The following is a 15,788-nucleotide window of genomic DNA, read 5'->3' as shown; positions in this document are numbered from 1 at the left end:
TAGGATGATTTATTTATTGAATCATTTGTCAACAAATATTTAAACAAAATTATATATTTGTTTTAAAATGCGATAGTGTCGCAAAAATGGAAAATTATTTTATTAAAGACAACAATGTTGAATTTATTGAGGGTGTTAATGATGAATTATTAATGAAGAAGTTTAGTTCGAAGAAGGAATATCTTTGTAATTATGGGATTAGGAGTACACCATTTAGAACAGAATTGTTAGAGATTTTTATGAACAATTCTTATGGTTTAACTCATAAAGATTTACAACAGAAGATAAAATCAAATCCAGACAAGGCAACAATTTATAGAGCACTTGATATTTTTTTAGAGAAGGGAGTAATACACAAAGTTCCTGGCTTTAATAGTGTTTCAAAATATGCATTGACTCAAGAGGAGGTGAGTTGTCATACTGAAAACCATGCACATTTTTTATGTAAACGATGTAAAAAGACATTCTGTATGAATGATTTAGCATTGCCCGAATATAGCAAGGTGAATGGTTTTAATATTACCTCAGCAAGGCTGGTACTTGAAGGTATTTGTCCAAGTTGTGTCGAAAATGAAGTGGTTGTAGGATAATGATAATTAAATTTATTGCAACAGTATCGCAATAAATAGATTTTTGATTATTTTTGCCCCACAAAATTTAAATTTTTCGATCCTATATGAATACATTAAGTGTTAAATCAGATGTTCTAGGTGCTGCTACAAGCTTTTTATGCTTATTACATTGTATTGCTACTCCTCTTTTCTTTTTGGTAGATAGCTGTGCAACAAATGGGTGTTGTGAAGCCTCTCCAGTTTGGTGGAAACAATTTGATATACTTTTTGTATTGATCTCTTTTGTTGCTGTTTATCGTTCAATTAAAATCAGTAGAAGACGAATCATCCAGATATTGTTCAGTATTAGTTGGATTGTGCTTTTAGGTATTGTTATGAATGAACAATTCCATTGGATGAGTATCCATGAAAATTTTATTTTTGTTCCTACACTTTCACTAATTGCATTACATTTATACAATAGGAAAGATTGTAAATGTGCAGGAGATACCTGTTGCAGTTAACGATTACTGATTAAAAGAGACTTTATAGTCTCTCTTTTTTTGCCCAAAATATAATTAATTACATTTCTCCATAAATTCTTTTTTATACGCTCGGCCGATTGGAATAACTTCTTTATTAGAAAGGTGTACTTTATTTTGAGAGATCTTAAGAAGGTGTTCTAAATTGACAATATACGATCGATGAACCTGACAAAATGTGTTGTCCAATTTATGGTTCCATTCTTTTAAAGAGGAGGAAGAAAGGTACTTTTTAGAAGTGGTAAATATTTCAGTGTAGTCCACATCAGATTTAATGTAGAATATATCTTGATGTTTAATTTTTATAATATCATTTCGTGATTTAATAAAGATCACTTCATTATGACTAGAGTAATTAAGTAAAGACAATGCCTTGTTAATAGATAAAATAAATCGATCATAAGAAAACGGCTTTAACAAATAATCAATCACTCTATATTGATAACTCTCTAATGCATAATCGGAAAAAGCGGTTGTGAGTATCACTAGTGGACTATTTTTTAGAGACTTTAAAAATTCAATACCTGATAATTGAGGTAAATTAATGTCCAAAAACATTAAATCAACAGGATGTTCTTCGATAAATTCTTTTGCCTCGATAGCATCGGAGAATGTATTAAGTAATGAAAGTTGATCTGTTTTTTGAATGTAGTTTTTAAGAATCTTTTGAGCTGGAGCCTGATCTTCTACTATAATGCATGTAATCATATTTCGATGTGTTTTAAGTTTAATGTTAGTGTGACTTTGAATAAATTGTCGATGGATTCTATGGATAATTCATGTTGGTTCGGATATAGTAAATGCAGACGTTTCTTTACATTCTCTAATCCAATTCCAGAGTGTGTACTTTTAGCAAAATGAGGTAAAAAATTATTAATGCAGGTGAAAGTGAGTAAGCCATCTTTATTTACTACTATATCAATATCGATAGTAATATTTTTAATCTGACTTTCGTTGCTGTGCTTGAATGCATTTTCAATAAATACAACCAGGATTAGTGGAGAGATCTTAAAATCACTTGAAAGGATTTCCTCTTTATAATTAACAATACCTCTTTCATGAATTTGTAGTTCATTTAATGCTGTATAGTTTTTTAGATGCATTAATTCTTTAGAAAGCATTACTTCATTCTCCTTACAATCATACAGCATATATCGAAGCACAGAAGATAGCTCTAATATTATTGAAGGTGTTTTCGGTGATTCTTCTAAAGCATAAGCATACAAATTGTTCAGATGGTTAAAAAGAAAATGCGGGTTGATCTGATATTTTAAAAATTGAAGCTCACTTTCATTCATTAAAGATTTTAATTGCTCAATTTCACTTTGTTTTTTATTAAAGTCCCATACAATCTTAAAGGCAACCATGATAAAAATTAATGGGAGCGTCTCTATTAAGGTAAATAAGATTCCAGGGAAATATTGTCCTCTAGTATCAGGATAATAAATCTGTTCGAGGATAAATTCATCTGTTAGAATCACAAAGCTTATTAGAAAGCTGAGAAAAATAATAAACAGTAATGTCTGGTTGCGATAATAAAAATAGGGAAGCAAAAAGTAATTAATAATAATAGCGGCAACTAAGTAATTACCAAAGAAGGCAAATTTATGTATCGAAATAAGAGAATACAGTGATACGTTTTGAGTACCGTCTAATGTATAAGAAAAATAGATAAAAAGTATAAGAATGATGATTCCTTGATAGGTGATTTCATCATAATTATCCTTTAATTTCTGAAGAGAGAAAGTCATAGCAATTAAGACTAAAAATATAGAATTCGATTGTGTATTTAATTGTTTGAATGTTGTTAGCGGTGAAAAAAATGTCGTTCACCGATTTCATCTTTGCAACTTACTAATATTTAATACATTTGTTATTTGTAATTAGTCTAAATAACAAATACTTTCAATCTTGAACAAAAAATTAACACTCTTTCTTTATTTTATTACTGTTACTCTGACTTTTTCTCAAGAAAAAAATACCGTTATTACTGGTTCAGTAATGAGTGAAAAGGGTATGCCTATCGATAATGTAATTGTAGGTATTGAAGGAAAAAATATTGTAACCTTTTCTGATAAAGATGGATACTTTAGTTTAAAGAAAGTAAGGCAAACAAAGTTCAACCTTGTTTTTACTCGTTTAGGCTATAAAAAAATGGTGAAAGCGGTTGATCTTGAAAATCAACCATCTTCTGAATTCAATATTGTTTTAATTGAAGATGTTGTTGCCATCGATGAGGTGGTGATCACTGGAAAATCTAACTCTACTACAGTAGAAGAAAGTGGTTTTGCTGTGCAATCAATAGACTTGGAGGTATTTAAAAACTCTACAATCGATATGAACCAAGTGCTGAATAGAACATCAGGAGTTCGTATTCGAGAATCGGGTGGAGTGGGTTCAGATTATAACTTCTCGTTAAATGGTTTATCTGATTACAGGGTCCGATTTTTTGTTGATGATATCCCAACGGATTATTTAGGTGATGCTTATAAATTAAATAACTTTCCTGTTAACCTGATTGATAGGGTTGATGTATACAAAGGTGTAGTGCCCGTCGATTTAGGAGCCGATGCACTTGGTGGTGCTGTTAATATAATTCCTACAGAAACTTTAGATTCATACTTAGATGCTTCTTATAGCTATGGTTCTTTTAATACCCATCGATTAGCAGTAAACAGTCAGTATAGACATGAAAAGTCTGGTTTTACTGTAAGACCCAAACTATTCTATAATTTTAGTAATAACAATTACACCATGTACGACATGGAAGTGTATGTAGATAAAGAATGGAAAACGGTAGATGTAGAGCGTTTTCATGATGACTTTATGTCTTATACTGCAATGTTGGAAGGTGGTTTTACACAAGTAAAGTGGGCTGATGATTTAATTATTGGTCACTCATTTACAAGAACTGAAGATGATGCACAAACGGATTTTTATGGTAATCCAAGAGGAGAGGTAAGGTCCGAGGAAGATAGTCATATAACTACACTTAAGTATAGTAAATCAAATTTATTAGACGATAGAATGTCTGTGAAGTTATTTGCGGTGTACAACACAAGAAACTTTATCAGTATAGACACCACTTCGAATAGGTACAATTGGCTTGGTGAAGTTACAAGAGTCACAAATGATAACTCTGCGGAATTATTCAATCAGAAAACTCTTTATGAGTTTGAGCAGAAAACATTTATATACAGAGGTAACGTTAAATATAAGCTATTTGAAAACCATACTATTAATGCCAATTACATTGGTTACCAAGTAGAAAGACAAGGCGAAAACCGTTTAGGAACCCCTGAGAATGAACCATTCCGTACTCCAAATAAATTAAGGAAAAACATTTTTGGCATATCGTATAATGCTCACTTAATGAGTAATCGACTAAACTTAAATGTGGCATTAAAGAATTACCATTTCTACATGTATACTAGAAATGCAAAGTACCTGAAAGACCACTCTGTAGAAATCGAAGACCTAAAAACCACTAAAAGTGAGGTGGGGTATGCGGTTAGCGGCCGTTATTTTATACTCCCTCAGTTGCTCATTAAAAGTTCGTTTGAAAGAGGATATAGATTACCAGAACCTGTAGAAGTTTTTGGTGATGGTTTAGCCATTTATGCAAACCCTGAGCTTCAGCCAGAAGTAACTTATAACCTTAATTTTGGCTTCAATTATAACCCTATTTTTGGGAAGAACAAGCTAAAAACGGGTGTTAACTTCTTTAGGAGAGATGTGGATAACTTCACATTTAGAGAATCATTTATTAGAGGTAGTCGGTATGAAAATATCCTAAGTGTTTTGATCTATGGCTATGAATTAGATTTAGAGTGGCAGTGGAACAACAGACTATTTTGGAATGCCAATATCTCTAGACAATATGTTCTAAATAATGAAAAAGTAGATGCTACAGGTGATGAAAGTAGAGTGTACAGAGATCAATTACCTAACACTCCTTACCTATTTGGAAATTTGGGTGCTAGTTACAGCTTACTGCCATCAAAGAAAGTGGGTTTACTCCTAAGTTATAACCTGAATTATGTACATGAGTTTTTCTTAGGTTATGAATCTATTGCTCAAGGAGGAGAGAAGAATATTATACCTACTCAATTATTGCATAATGTTGGTATTACCGCTTCAACAAAAGACAATCGCTACAATATAAGTCTAGAATCAAAGAACATTTTTAATGCTTTGGCTTTCGACAATTTTAATATTCAGAAACCAGGAAGAGCCTTTTATATGAAGGTAAGGTACTTCTTGCGATAGAATATACTCAAAGAGAAACTTTCAACTTTCAATTTAAAATACATTTAATTTTTACTAACATGAAAAATCTAAACAAACTGATTTTTACTTTTTTCTTCTTATCTATTGCCTTAATTGGTTGTGAAACTACCGAAACAGTCGAGGAAGTTATCGAGAATGAAGACGAGGAAACAGTCGAGGATGAACTTAGTGCGAGAGTGCTATTAAGTCTTGACTTGGAAGCACAAGGGTTATATCCTTTACATGTTGTGGATGATGCTGAATCTGGTTCTGCGGATATCGAAGAAGCTCAAGAATTGATGAAGTCGGATGGAGCTGTTTTAGTCACGAATAAAGATGGTTATACTTATGTAAATGACTACACAGGAGAGACTTTCAAGAAGCTAAAGGTAAATGATGAAGGTGTCCTTGAGGATATGGGAGAAATTCCAAACTTAGGTACTAATGGTAACCCTCTATTTACATTTTTAGATGACAATAGAATTTTATTGACATCGAAGCAATTATGGCCAGTAGATGGTGTATATAGCTACCAAATTATCAACGTTTCGACAATGAGCGAAGAGACTAGCGGTACAATTACATTACCTATTAACGCTGATGCTGATGCTGGATACTCTTATATGTGGGCTAATAATTATGTTTTCTTCGAAGGTAAAGTATATATTCCTTATGTTGAGGCAGGTGAAAGCGATGGTGCTATTTATGACGAAGCTCAAGTAGCTGTATATAATGCAGAAACTATGGAGTATGAAAAGAAAATTACTTCTTCAAAAACAGCGTCAGTTTGTAATGGTTTCAACCCATCTTACGGAGTATCGGAATCAGGTGATTTATACTTATGTTCATCAAATACGGCTCTTTATGCCGGAAATGAAAGCGTTCCTTCAGGTATTGTAAGAATAAAAGCAGGTACTTCTGAATTCGACGATTCGTATTTCTTAGATATCACTGAAGCTACAGGTTTCCATACATTAGGTATGCAATATTTAGGTAACAATAAAGCGATTGTTCAAGTATTCAATAGCGATGTTTGGGATAATAGCGATTATTATGTTGAGTATGTTCTTGTTGATTTAGAAACTAAATCAGTAGAGTCTTTAGATATTCCTGCATCAAGAGGTGGGTACTATGGAGCAAGAAGATCAATGGGTCTTTTAGCTAATGGGAAAGGTGTAATACTTACTAACCATGAAGATGGTAATTCTTTATATATCTATGAACCTTCTACAGGAAAAGTATTTGAAGGTTTGAACTACACAGGAGCTGAGGCAATTGTTGGTTTAAAAACATACTAGTTCATTACTATATCAAAAGCGCCAAGGAGTTATTTTCTTGGTGCTTTTTTCTTTATGCAGTTTACGATAAAAAATATCATCGGTAAGTTACACCTTTGGCTAGGATTAGCCTCTGGAATAATAGTATTTATTATTTCTATTACGGGGTGTATTTATGTTTTTAGTGAAGAGATGAAATCTGTCTTTTATAAAGATAGAAATCAGATCACTTTACCTACTTCAGGTACTGAGCGTCTTCCAATAAGTCAATTAACTCAGATCGCAGAAAAAGCAATTGATAATAAGTATACTTTTCAGAATATAGTAATCCCTAATTTTGAAGGTCATACAGTTAGCTTTATTTTTCAGGATACAGATGAGGATAAATTTTTGTATCCCAACTATGTGAAATTTAATAAGACGGTATTTATCAATCCTTATACTGGAGAAGTAGTAAAAGTAGAGAATACTAAATGGGAGTTTTTTAACGTGATTTTTTGGGTACACATCACTTTATTTTTAGGGTATAACCCTGTTAGCCATATTCTGGTGGTTGGTGCTGTATGGATTTTTGTATTCTCTCTCTTGTCGGGACTGTATTTATGGTGGCCTTTTAAGAAAAATCAGCGTAAACAAAGTTTTTCTTTTCGTTGGACGTCATCAACTAAATGGAGGCGGAAAAACTATGACCTTCATAAAATTCTAGGATTTTACTTTTTACCATTTGCTCTATTAGCAGCTTTAACGGGTTTGCTTTGGGCTTCAGAAGACTTTAATAAAGCTGTAAAATGGGTTGCAAATGCTGGTATTGAGCAAGAAGAAAAACCTCTTAAAGAGCCTACAAAAGGAATTTATTCTTTATCTCCGCTCGACGATATCTTGAAGCAAACTTTAAATGAAATCCCTGAAAGTAAATTTCTTCTGATCAGAAGACACCCCAATGATAAAGTTCCCTATATCGTTAGATCTTATGTGGATGAAGCATTGAATTTTACGAGAATAGAAATGTACTACGATCGAAATTCAGCAGAATTGTTAGGTAGACAAACGTTTAAAGATAAAAATAATGGGGACAAGGTTCAGGCCTTAAATTATGATCTACATGTAGGTAGTATTGGTGGTTTACCGACGAAAATAATCATGTTTATTATGAGCCTTACTATGGCGTCTTTACCCATATCAGGTTTTTTGATTTGGAGAGGTAGAAAGAAAAAGTCCTCCAAAAGAAAGAGCAATAAGAAAAGTTTAGTAACTCATTAAAATAAAAGGGTTTTTGACCAAAATATTCACTTCTCCTTTCAGAAGGTGATCCACATAATATTGTTGGACATCTTCTCTAAAAAGAAATTCTTATTGTTCTAATGAATCTATGAAGGAGAAATTAATTATAAGTCTATTGACATTTTGGTCATTTTCACTGTTTGGGCAAGAAAAAATTGACAATAGTAAACCGACAAATCTATATCAGAGGATTAATGCAGTAGCTGAATTTAATGATTCAGGAACCTACGGTACAAGGTTGATATTTAATGGTGTACCCAAGGATAATATCTTATATAGTATTGAGTTGCCATTATTATATAAAGAAGGAGTAGAAGGTCAAAAGGGAAAGTTTGGCGTAGGGAATATACGAGCTAGATTCTTCCATGTTACCCATAAAAATTACGCTAAAACTTTAGGAGCCTTTGGTTATTCTGTAGATGTATTTGTTCCCGGACAGGAAGGCATTGGTGATAATAATCTAATGATTTCGCCAGGGGTATTAGTTGGTGTGATAGCAACAGAAAAAGTACAATTTTTCCCAATCATATCTTATCAATATAGATCCAATATTAATACAGGTGCGGCGCAACACGGTGCAAGTTTTCAGGTGATTACTCCTGTGAAGTTTAATGACAACTGTTTTATTCGATTCACTCCAATTTGGCAAATGCCGGATTTCAGAAGTTCAAGTATTTCTATGGCTTTTGAAACACAGTTTAATTATTTTATTTCTCCAAAAGTACAACTACAGCTTTTCCATCTTGGTCATGAAAAATTCGGAAATACTTTTAGAATAGGCACTACGATATTTTTATAGAAAAGAGCCCCGAACCTTAATTGGATACGGGGCTAAATGTGTTATTTTTCTAAATCTTCTCTGTTCCATTTTGATGTATTGGCAGCAGCTTCATAAGTACTTTGTAAGAAGGTGAGTAATACTTTGTCAGGTTCAGAAGACTTTTGCACATCTTCATATTTTAAGAAAAATTCTCCCATTTCAGAACTCCAAAAAGCTTCTTCAGGAGCTACCTTTTGACTTCCAAAGAGTGCATCACTAGGGTAAGCATAGGCGTAAAATGCGGGATAGGGGAAATCTTTAGACCCTGGCCAAAAACCAGCACTACTTACTTCTTTCGAGTAAGCTTCTTGCATTACATCCAATGGCATATTTGGCATTCCTCCTTGATGTAATGGTGCGTTGTTTCCTGAAAAACGAGTAACGGCCAAATCAAATGCTCCCCAAAAAAGGTGAACGGGACTAGCTTTACCAATAAAACCACTTCGGAATGTATTAAAGACCTCATTTGCTTTTAACATAGCCTTCCAGATAGCTTGAGCGGCGTCTTTATCATAAGCCTTATTAGTAGTGTTTTCTGCAAAAGGAATGGCAGGATCGATTTCATTGGGCTTTGCATGGATCTTTACATGAATTTTTAACTCTGCTAATTTTTCAAAAAGCTCTTGATAGAAATCTGCAACAGTTCTTGCATAAAGCTCCATGGTGACGCTACCTGCATTCGAACACTCAATAGATAGTTGATGTTTCTTAAAATCAAAATCGATCTGAAATACTCTACCATCATAAGGAATAGGATTGGTTGTGAACCCTTTTGGGCTGACATATAACGGGACATGCCAAGAGTGATTTTGCCATGGCATTGTTTTCAAACGTATCTTTCCGACGATTTGAATCCATTGATGAAGTGTAGCTAAAGTATTTTCAATCTCATCGAAATTTAGCACAGGCCATCCGTTGTTTTGGGTACTCATAAAATGGGTTTTTAGGTGGAGGAATGTTTTGAATGATTAGATAGGGTTATTCTTCATAAATATCGAATTCAGCTGAAATGGATTTCATTAGTTCTGCATCTTCAAAGTCTGCATCACTTAGTTTAGATAGCTTTTCTAGGTATTGATCGAACTGACCATTTTTAAAGATGGTCAACATTTTTCCACCGTCTACACATTTTGCAGCATGCCATACATGAGGAGGGACAGTAATAGTATCTCCTGCTTTAGCTACTACCGTTTCATCATCAAAAATAAGTTCTACTTCTCCTTCGAGAATATAGAATACTTCAGTCATGATTTTGTGATGATGCCTCGCCAAATAAAAACCAGGCTTAAGGGTATCCTCTACAAAGCAAAGTTCACCATTGGTTTTGAGAGAGGAAAGCTTTATAAAACAATGGTCTTGTGAATAGTTGTAGTTTTCACCATCTCCTTGTCGGATGAATTCTTTTTCTTTCATTTTAAAATAGTTGTTTAATGAGTTGATGTACTAATAATACCATTAAAATTATTCAACTGAAAGAAAACAAACACCCATCCTAACAAAGTGTAATATTTTGTTGGAAACATGAAAGGTCAGGCAAATTTGAACTGATTTACCTGACCTTTTTATGATAAAATACTTCTTCTATTTTTATTCTGCGAGCATATTGATAAATACAAATTGTCCGCCTTCATCACCTACATTGTGTAGTGTACCAAACTGTGGAGCATTTTCGCTATTATTGGCAACAGCATCATTAAAGCTATAAAACAGTTTAGAGGCTGTAAGATACTTTTGCTTATTCTGCTGAAGGTTTTTCAATAAGTATTTTGCAAAAACACTTTCATCAGGAACAGTTTTCAGTGTACCACTTGTCATACCTTTTCTACTTCTTTTCTCATAGTAGTTGGTAATAGATCTTTCTGCATCAGCAAAAGCACTTCTGGAAGGTTTAAAAATACTTCCACCAAAACAAGAATCAGAAATTAAAAGAATATGTTTAGCATCAATACCTTTCAATTTCGTACTTAAGTTGGCGTTCGCTAACCAGTTGGAATCATCACCAGCAACAGCATCTGATGGTAACCAATATCCCTCTTTTACTTTTTGATCATAGTAACCATGTCCTGCATAAAAAATGACCACATTATCATCATGTTTTACATGTTCTCTTAAGGTATTGAGTGACTTAAGTACTTCCGAGCGAGTCGGGTCTTCTAAGAAAATAATATTCTGAAGTTTAAACCCATATTTTTGAACTAGGATGTCCTTGAAATTATTAGCATCTCTTAGTGGAAACTGTAGGTCTTTTACAGAGTTGTCTTTGTAATTTTGTACTCCAATAATTAATGCATGATATGTTCCAGCTTTTTGTTGCTGATTATTATTTACTGGGTTTGTAATCACCAATGCTCGAGTATCTTTCTTAGGTTGTTGATAGGCTATTTGTTGCTTTGGTGCAGTAGTAGCAGTAGGTTGATACGTCTGTAACTTGTTAGCATTAATACTAGTAACTTTAATGTAATCAATACTAATAGAAGTTCCTTCTGCATAGAACCCAGTGATATCTTGATCTTCAGCTAACGGTTCGTAAGGAAAAGAATATACGTGATTTTGATTGATAAAAAGGTGGTACCAATCACCCACTTTTCTCACCATTAAATCATTGTAATCATCTTCGTACAATAGATCAGAATAAGTCCAATCTACTAAATAACTTTCTATACCATTTTGCATCTGTTGGATACAGTAATATCCACTTTGCGTAAAACTAATAGCATATCCTTTTTGCCCGTCTGAAGACATCCCCCATATTAAGCCATTTCCATGGTCTTTTTGGTAAGCTTCATGTTGAATACTAGTTTCAATTTCGAAGTCTTTTAGATATGGATAACCGAAACCAGACTTGATTTCTACGACAGATTCATCACCGTCATAAGAGGTAAGTCGGTAAGTACTATTTTTGATTTTACTTTCCCTAACATCGTCTTCTAGGTATTTTACAATCGTCCATTCATTTTGGTTATCATCAAATTCATCGATAAAACTGATCTCTTTTGCATAATGAGGTACAGCATCGAATTTTCTGAAATCTTGAGCAAAAATTACTTGGGTAGCCAGTAATAAAGAAAGTAGAAGAGTAATAAGTTTCATTGTCTGGAGTTACAGTTAGATACGAAAGTTTTATTTGATGTTACAAAGTTACAGGAATAAAATGTAAAGTGATAATTCTCAAATTTTTCAAGAGTGAATTGATTAAGGATAACCTCACTGATTTTACGAAAAGTAGTTTCCTCGCCTGTTCAATCATGATTGTTAAGTAATCTGAAAATTGAGTTCTAAATATTTGTATTTTTTTTTAAATAAATATAATTTACATCATTATATTAAAATTGATTCTTTAACAAAACATACATCTATTCAACCTTTAAATTCCCATTTTTTAAACTCATATATTTTCTTGGGACTTAAGGCGTTGACTATAAACACTTCCACTAAATGAAAAAAATATCTTTAGGAAGAGCTCCAGATAATACACTCATACTATCAAACTCTAAAATATCTTCCAAACATTGTGAAATTCATGACGATGGAAATGATTATTTAATATATGATTGTAACAGTACGAATGGTACTTATATCAATGGACATTTAGTAAGAACGTCAATTATTGAAAAAACAGATAGACTAGTATTAGCAGACTATGAAATCGATTTACAGAAAGTATTAAGGGCGTTTGACTATTTGAAAGAAGGAGATAAAATTCCTTACCCAGAATTGAGCAATCATATTGCAGAAAAAGAAAGTAATGCATCGATCAAAGATAAATTTTTGGAATTGGAAAATGTATATGACGATTACATTGCCAAGAAGAAAAAGATCATGTTAGTAGATGCAACGAAGAAAACTGGTATACGAGCGGGCTTAGCCTTTATCCCTGTAGTAGGCCCTGCACTTGGCATCTTATCTTCGAATGTTGGAGGTAATGTTCAACAGAAAATTATGGATTTAGACGAAGAGCATAAGAAAAACTATGTATGCCCTAAATGCTATAAGTTTTTTGGTAATGAACCCTTCGAAAATTTAAAGAAAAGAGGCTTCTGTTTTGCCTGTAAGACAAAATGGTTAGAACAATAACGATAAAGTAAACATAACTGATTAGTATCATGGAAGATCAAAAAAAAGAAAAGATTAATTCTTTGATTAATGATGGCTTAAAGGAACCCTTACCCACAAAAAGTACTACTTCATTAAAGCATGATTTAAATCCCAAACTAAAAGAATTAAAACAATATTCTAAAAAAGCAGCAAAACCTGCAGGCAACATTGCATTGGGAAGTGCCGCAGTTATTGGTGGGGTATTGGGAGCTGAGAAAGTTTCAGATTTGTTATCTGATGATAGTGCTCAAAATGATAATACCGATGAACCGGTAGAATCAGTAGCTCAACCCGATTATAACTGGCAAGAAGCACCAGTTGCACAATCGGTGAATGACGACATGACATTCTCGGAAGCCTTCTCATCAGCTAGAGAAGAGTTAGGGGCAGGTGGTGTTTTCTATTGGAATGGATCTCCTTACCATACTTTTACTGAAGAAGAGTATGATCCTACTACTGGTGAAGTAACTGTTGATGTGGAAGAAGCTGAAGTTGTAGCCATCGAGACAGATGATTTTGAAGAAAATTATACTGAGGAAGATGCTGTAGAAGAAGATGGTAATACATCTGATATAGTTTATGCTTCGGTGGATAATCATGATGATGATCCTACCAATGATGAAACATATACATCAACAGATACAACAGAAGAAGATTTTGGTTATGAAAATCCAGAGGATTACGCTTAATCTCTCATAAAGCTTTAAAAATGAAATTTAAATGTAATAACTGTAAGGTTTTGGTTTCTGTAAAAAACGAGGCCTTTCAGAAGAAAAATCAACTTAAGATTAAGTGCCCAAAATGTTCAACAATTAATGTGGTGAAATTTACTCCACCTCCTCAAGAAATTGAGAAAACTGTTGTACATGAGACAAATAATACGTTTAGCACTTTTAATCAAGTCAACGAAGCACCTCAAAATACTCCAGAGAAGAATGGAGAAAAAGCGGTAGGTTGGTTAATAGTTCATACTGAAGATAAAGAACATCTTTCATTTCCTTTATTCTTAGGAATTAATAAAGTGGGACGTAAATCGGAACAAAATATTCCTGAAGTACCATTAGAAGGAGATAAATATGTAAGCCGTATTCATTGCTACTTAGAAATTATAAAGAGAGGTAATGCCACTCAAATAATCTTGGCAGATAATGGAAAGTTTAGCGGTGGAAGATGCAGTACCAATGGTACATATGTCAATGGGAATGAAAAAAGGCTAAACGAAAAAATGGAAGTGATCATTCAGGAAAATGATACCATCCAAATTGGGCGGACAAAGCTTGTATTTAAAGGTATTTCCAATCAAGATGTACACACTGTGATTGATGAAGTAGCTAATTCAGATTTCCAGAAAACAATAATTCAATAGACATCATGTCATTCCAAAAATTAAATATCTTTACTCCATTAGGACTACATGAATTAGGCAAAAGAAAAAATAATGAAGATTATCTTTACCCAACGTTAGATGATGTATCATTAGATAATCGAGTTTTTCTTGTTTGTGATGGAGTTGGTGGTCATGAAAGAGGAGAAGTAGCTAGTGAAATAGTTGCAAAATCTTTCGCTGAATTAATTCTTAAAAATTACTCAGAAGGTGCGGACGAAGAAGGTGTTGCCATTGTTTTTGAAAAGGTTCAAGGGTTAATAGATAAATATCTAGAAGAAAACCCTGAAGCAAAAGGAATGGGAACTACTATGACATTTCTTCAACTGCATAAAGAAGGGGCAACCGTAGCACATTGCGGAGACAGCCGAGTGTATCTTATTCGTAACGGAAAAATTATTTGGAAAACAAATGATCATTCGTATGTGAATGAGTTGCTACAGAGAGGCTTAATTACAGAAGAGGAAGCCATTGACCACCCCAAAAAGAATGTGATATCAAGAGCTGTAATGGGTAAATCCATGAAAGAAGTAGTTCCTGATGTTGCATTATTCAATGATCTAGAACCATATGATGTATTCTTTATGTGTTCAGATGGAATCTTAGAAAGTATGACAGACAATGGTCTTGAATATCTTTTTTCTTCTCAAATGACTGATTTGGAGAGAATAGAAAAGATAAAAGAAACTTGTGCTGAAACATCAAAAGATAATCATACTTGCTTTTTAATTCGGTTAAATGAAGTAGAAAAAGAAGAAGAGGTTTCTGATGAATCTTATGAAGGCAAAGGGTTGTTTTCTAGATTATTCGAACGAATTTTTTAACACCAAAACACTTTAAACTATGAAAAAATCAACAAAGAAAAGTTCAGAGTATTATGATTTGAATAATGATGGGTACACTGAAACAAGAGTATCTGACACCAATAATGATGGGCAACATGATACGGTCTCTATAGACACCAATGGTGACGGTTACGAGGATAAAGTAGGGTATGATACAGATGGTGACGGGAATATTGATGTAATAAAAACAGATACAGACCATGATGGTATTTATGATGCCGTTGTTGTTGATACGAATAAAGATGGTTCTGCTGATGAATATTATACAGATGAAGACGGTGACGGTTATATAGATACAGTTCAATCAGATACAAACCATGATGGTGTCGTAGATACAGTAGCATATGACACCAACGGTGATGGTACTGTAGATACAAAAACAGAAGATGTTGATCAGGATGGTCATATTGATATTGTTTCGTTAGATACAGATGGTGATGGAGTCTTAGATACCGTAGCTTATGATACCAATGGTGATGGTTATGTTGATGTTGTAACTCACGATACAGATAATGACGGTCAAGCAGACATAGCAGAAGTGGATGTGAATCATGATGGAACTTTTGATTATGCTAATGTAGATACAGACGGAGATGGCGATGCTGATATCACCTATTACGATACAGATGATGACGGTGATTATGATAGTTACGCATAGATAAAAAACTATATTGATCAAAAAAGGCTTCCTATAAAAATAGGAAGCCTTTTTTGGTCTCATTCA

At 33.4% G+C, this 15,788-nt stretch carries 16 protein-coding genes; 11 read left to right on the top strand and 5 right to left on the bottom strand.

Annotated elements, in window-relative coordinates; translation table 11 throughout:
• The first annotated feature begins 86 nt into the window (after positions 1–86).
• Together QL232_RS21645 and QL232_RS21640 are read left to right on the top strand one after the other, a co-directional pair.
• Positions 87–590 carry a transcriptional repressor gene (locus tag QL232_RS21645; RefSeq protein WP_281615738.1) on the top strand — a complete coding sequence of 168 codons (504 nt, stop codon included), beginning with the start codon at positions 87–89 and terminating at the stop codon, positions 588–590.
• An 86-nt stretch (positions 591–676) separates the two neighbouring features.
• The gene (locus tag QL232_RS21640) at positions 677–1,075 is read left to right on the top strand and encodes a MerC domain-containing protein (RefSeq protein WP_281615737.1); all 399 of its coding nucleotides are present in this window, start codon (positions 677–679) and stop codon (positions 1,073–1,075) included.
• A gap of 54 nt (positions 1,076–1,129) precedes the next feature.
• Here QL232_RS21640 and QL232_RS21635 read toward each other — a convergent pair whose 3' ends face one another.
• Complete coding sequence (locus QL232_RS21635) at positions 1,130–1,801, bottom strand: response regulator transcription factor (RefSeq protein WP_281615736.1); 672 nt, start codon at positions 1,799–1,801, stop codon at positions 1,130–1,132.
• A complete protein-coding gene (locus QL232_RS21630; RefSeq protein ID WP_281615735.1) occupies positions 1,798–2,844 on the bottom strand; it encodes a histidine kinase in 1,047 nt (348 codons plus the stop codon). The genes QL232_RS21635 and QL232_RS21630 overlap by 4 nt, the downstream gene beginning before the upstream one ends.
• 160 nt (positions 2,845–3,004) lie before the next feature.
• Between QL232_RS21630 and QL232_RS21625 the strand changes: the two genes are divergently transcribed.
• From QL232_RS21625 to QL232_RS21610, 4 genes are all read left to right on the top strand, one after another.
• Positions 3,005–5,362, top strand: a complete 2,358-nt coding sequence (locus QL232_RS21625; RefSeq protein ID WP_281615734.1) for a TonB-dependent receptor — start codon at positions 3,005–3,007, stop codon at positions 5,360–5,362.
• A gap of 59 nt (positions 5,363–5,421) precedes the next feature.
• Positions 5,422–6,660: a DUF4374 domain-containing protein gene (locus tag QL232_RS21620; protein ID WP_281615733.1), complete on the top strand. Its 1,239-nt coding sequence runs from the start codon at positions 5,422–5,424 to the stop codon at positions 6,658–6,660.
• A gap of 54 nt (positions 6,661–6,714) precedes the next feature.
• Positions 6,715–7,899, top strand: coding sequence for a PepSY-associated TM helix domain-containing protein (locus tag QL232_RS21615; RefSeq protein WP_281615732.1), 1,185 nt, complete (start codon positions 6,715–6,717; stop codon positions 7,897–7,899).
• Positions 7,900–8,008: 109 nt separating this feature from the next.
• The gene (locus tag QL232_RS21610) at positions 8,009–8,719 is read left to right on the top strand and encodes a hypothetical protein (protein WP_281615731.1); all 711 of its coding nucleotides are present in this window, start codon (positions 8,009–8,011) and stop codon (positions 8,717–8,719) included.
• A 41-nt stretch (positions 8,720–8,760) separates the two neighbouring features.
• Here QL232_RS21610 and QL232_RS21605 read toward each other — a convergent pair whose 3' ends face one another.
• The 3 genes from QL232_RS21605 to QL232_RS21595 all read right to left on the bottom strand — a co-directional run bounded on the left by QL232_RS21605 (position 8,761) and on the right by QL232_RS21595 (position 11,830).
• Positions 8,761–9,672: a DUF5996 family protein gene (locus tag QL232_RS21605; RefSeq protein WP_281615730.1), complete on the bottom strand. Its 912-nt coding sequence runs from the start codon at positions 9,670–9,672 to the stop codon at positions 8,761–8,763.
• 46 nt (positions 9,673–9,718) lie between these two features.
• Positions 9,719–10,153, bottom strand: coding sequence for a cupin domain-containing protein (locus QL232_RS21600; protein WP_281615729.1), 435 nt, complete (start codon positions 10,151–10,153; stop codon positions 9,719–9,721).
• A 174-nt stretch (positions 10,154–10,327) separates the two neighbouring features.
• Complete coding sequence (locus QL232_RS21595) at positions 10,328–11,830, bottom strand: caspase family protein (protein ID WP_281615728.1); 1,503 nt, start codon at positions 11,828–11,830, stop codon at positions 10,328–10,330.
• Between the two features lie 345 nt (positions 11,831–12,175).
• Here QL232_RS21595 and QL232_RS21590 point away from each other — a divergent pair, with 345 nt between their 5' ends.
• From QL232_RS21590 to QL232_RS21570, 5 genes are read left to right on the top strand one after another with little or no spacing between them, the layout of a single operon-like run.
• Entirely contained in the window at positions 12,176–12,814 is a 639-nt protein-coding gene (locus tag QL232_RS21590; protein WP_281615727.1) for an FHA domain-containing protein, read from the top strand.
• A 29-nt stretch (positions 12,815–12,843) separates the two neighbouring features.
• Entirely contained in the window at positions 12,844–13,524 is a 681-nt protein-coding gene (locus tag QL232_RS21585; RefSeq protein ID WP_281615726.1) for a hypothetical protein, read from the top strand.
• Between the two features lie 20 nt (positions 13,525–13,544).
• Complete coding sequence (locus QL232_RS21580) at positions 13,545–14,201, top strand: FHA domain-containing protein (protein WP_281615725.1); 657 nt, start codon at positions 13,545–13,547, stop codon at positions 14,199–14,201.
• Between the two features lie 5 nt (positions 14,202–14,206).
• Positions 14,207–15,043, top strand: a complete 837-nt coding sequence (locus QL232_RS21575; RefSeq protein ID WP_281615724.1) for a protein phosphatase 2C domain-containing protein — start codon at positions 14,207–14,209, stop codon at positions 15,041–15,043.
• 19 nt (positions 15,044–15,062) lie between these two features.
• A complete protein-coding gene (locus tag QL232_RS21570) occupies positions 15,063–15,722 on the top strand; it encodes a hypothetical protein (RefSeq protein WP_281615723.1) in 660 nt (219 codons plus the stop codon).
• Positions 15,723–15,788: the final 66 nt, after the last annotated feature.

Source organism: Flammeovirga sp. SubArs3, from assembly GCF_947387565.1.
GTDB lineage: Bacteria > Bacteroidota > Bacteroidia > Cytophagales > Flammeovirgaceae > Flammeovirga > Flammeovirga agarivorans.
The sequence above is the reverse complement of the archived record's forward strand: the minus strand, read 5'-3'. Positions and strand labels throughout refer to the sequence as shown.

Coding starts and splice junctions, on each gene's coding strand:
- QL232_RS21630 (WP_281615735.1), bottom strand. CDS start 2,844: ATGACTTTCTCTCTTCAGAAATTAAAGGATAATTATGATGAAATCACC.
- QL232_RS21620 (WP_281615733.1), top strand. CDS start 5,422: ATGAAAAATCTAAACAAACTGATTTTTACTTTTTTCTTCTTATCTATT.
- QL232_RS21580 (WP_281615725.1), top strand. CDS start 13,545: ATGAAATTTAAATGTAATAACTGTAAGGTTTTGGTTTCTGTAAAAAAC.
- QL232_RS21570 (WP_281615723.1), top strand. CDS start 15,063: ATGAAAAAATCAACAAAGAAAAGTTCAGAGTATTATGATTTGAATAAT.
- QL232_RS21640 (WP_281615737.1), top strand. CDS start 677: ATGAATACATTAAGTGTTAAATCAGATGTTCTAGGTGCTGCTACAAGC.
- QL232_RS21615 (WP_281615732.1), top strand. CDS start 6,715: ATGCAGTTTACGATAAAAAATATCATCGGTAAGTTACACCTTTGGCTA.
- QL232_RS21605 (WP_281615730.1), bottom strand. CDS start 9,672: ATGAGTACCCAAAACAACGGATGGCCTGTGCTAAATTTCGATGAGATT.
- QL232_RS21585 (WP_281615726.1), top strand. CDS start 12,844: ATGGAAGATCAAAAAAAAGAAAAGATTAATTCTTTGATTAATGATGGC.
- QL232_RS21635 (WP_281615736.1), bottom strand. CDS start 1,801: ATGATTACATGCATTATAGTAGAAGATCAGGCTCCAGCTCAAAAGATT.
- QL232_RS21590 (WP_281615727.1), top strand. CDS start 12,176: ATGAAAAAAATATCTTTAGGAAGAGCTCCAGATAATACACTCATACTA.
- QL232_RS21610 (WP_281615731.1), top strand. CDS start 8,009: ATGAAGGAGAAATTAATTATAAGTCTATTGACATTTTGGTCATTTTCA.
- QL232_RS21645 (WP_281615738.1), top strand. CDS start 87: ATGGAAAATTATTTTATTAAAGACAACAATGTTGAATTTATTGAGGGT.
- QL232_RS21575 (WP_281615724.1), top strand. CDS start 14,207: ATGTCATTCCAAAAATTAAATATCTTTACTCCATTAGGACTACATGAA.
- QL232_RS21600 (WP_281615729.1), bottom strand. CDS start 10,153: ATGAAAGAAAAAGAATTCATCCGACAAGGAGATGGTGAAAACTACAAC.
- QL232_RS21595 (WP_281615728.1), bottom strand. CDS start 11,830: ATGAAACTTATTACTCTTCTACTTTCTTTATTACTGGCTACCCAAGTA.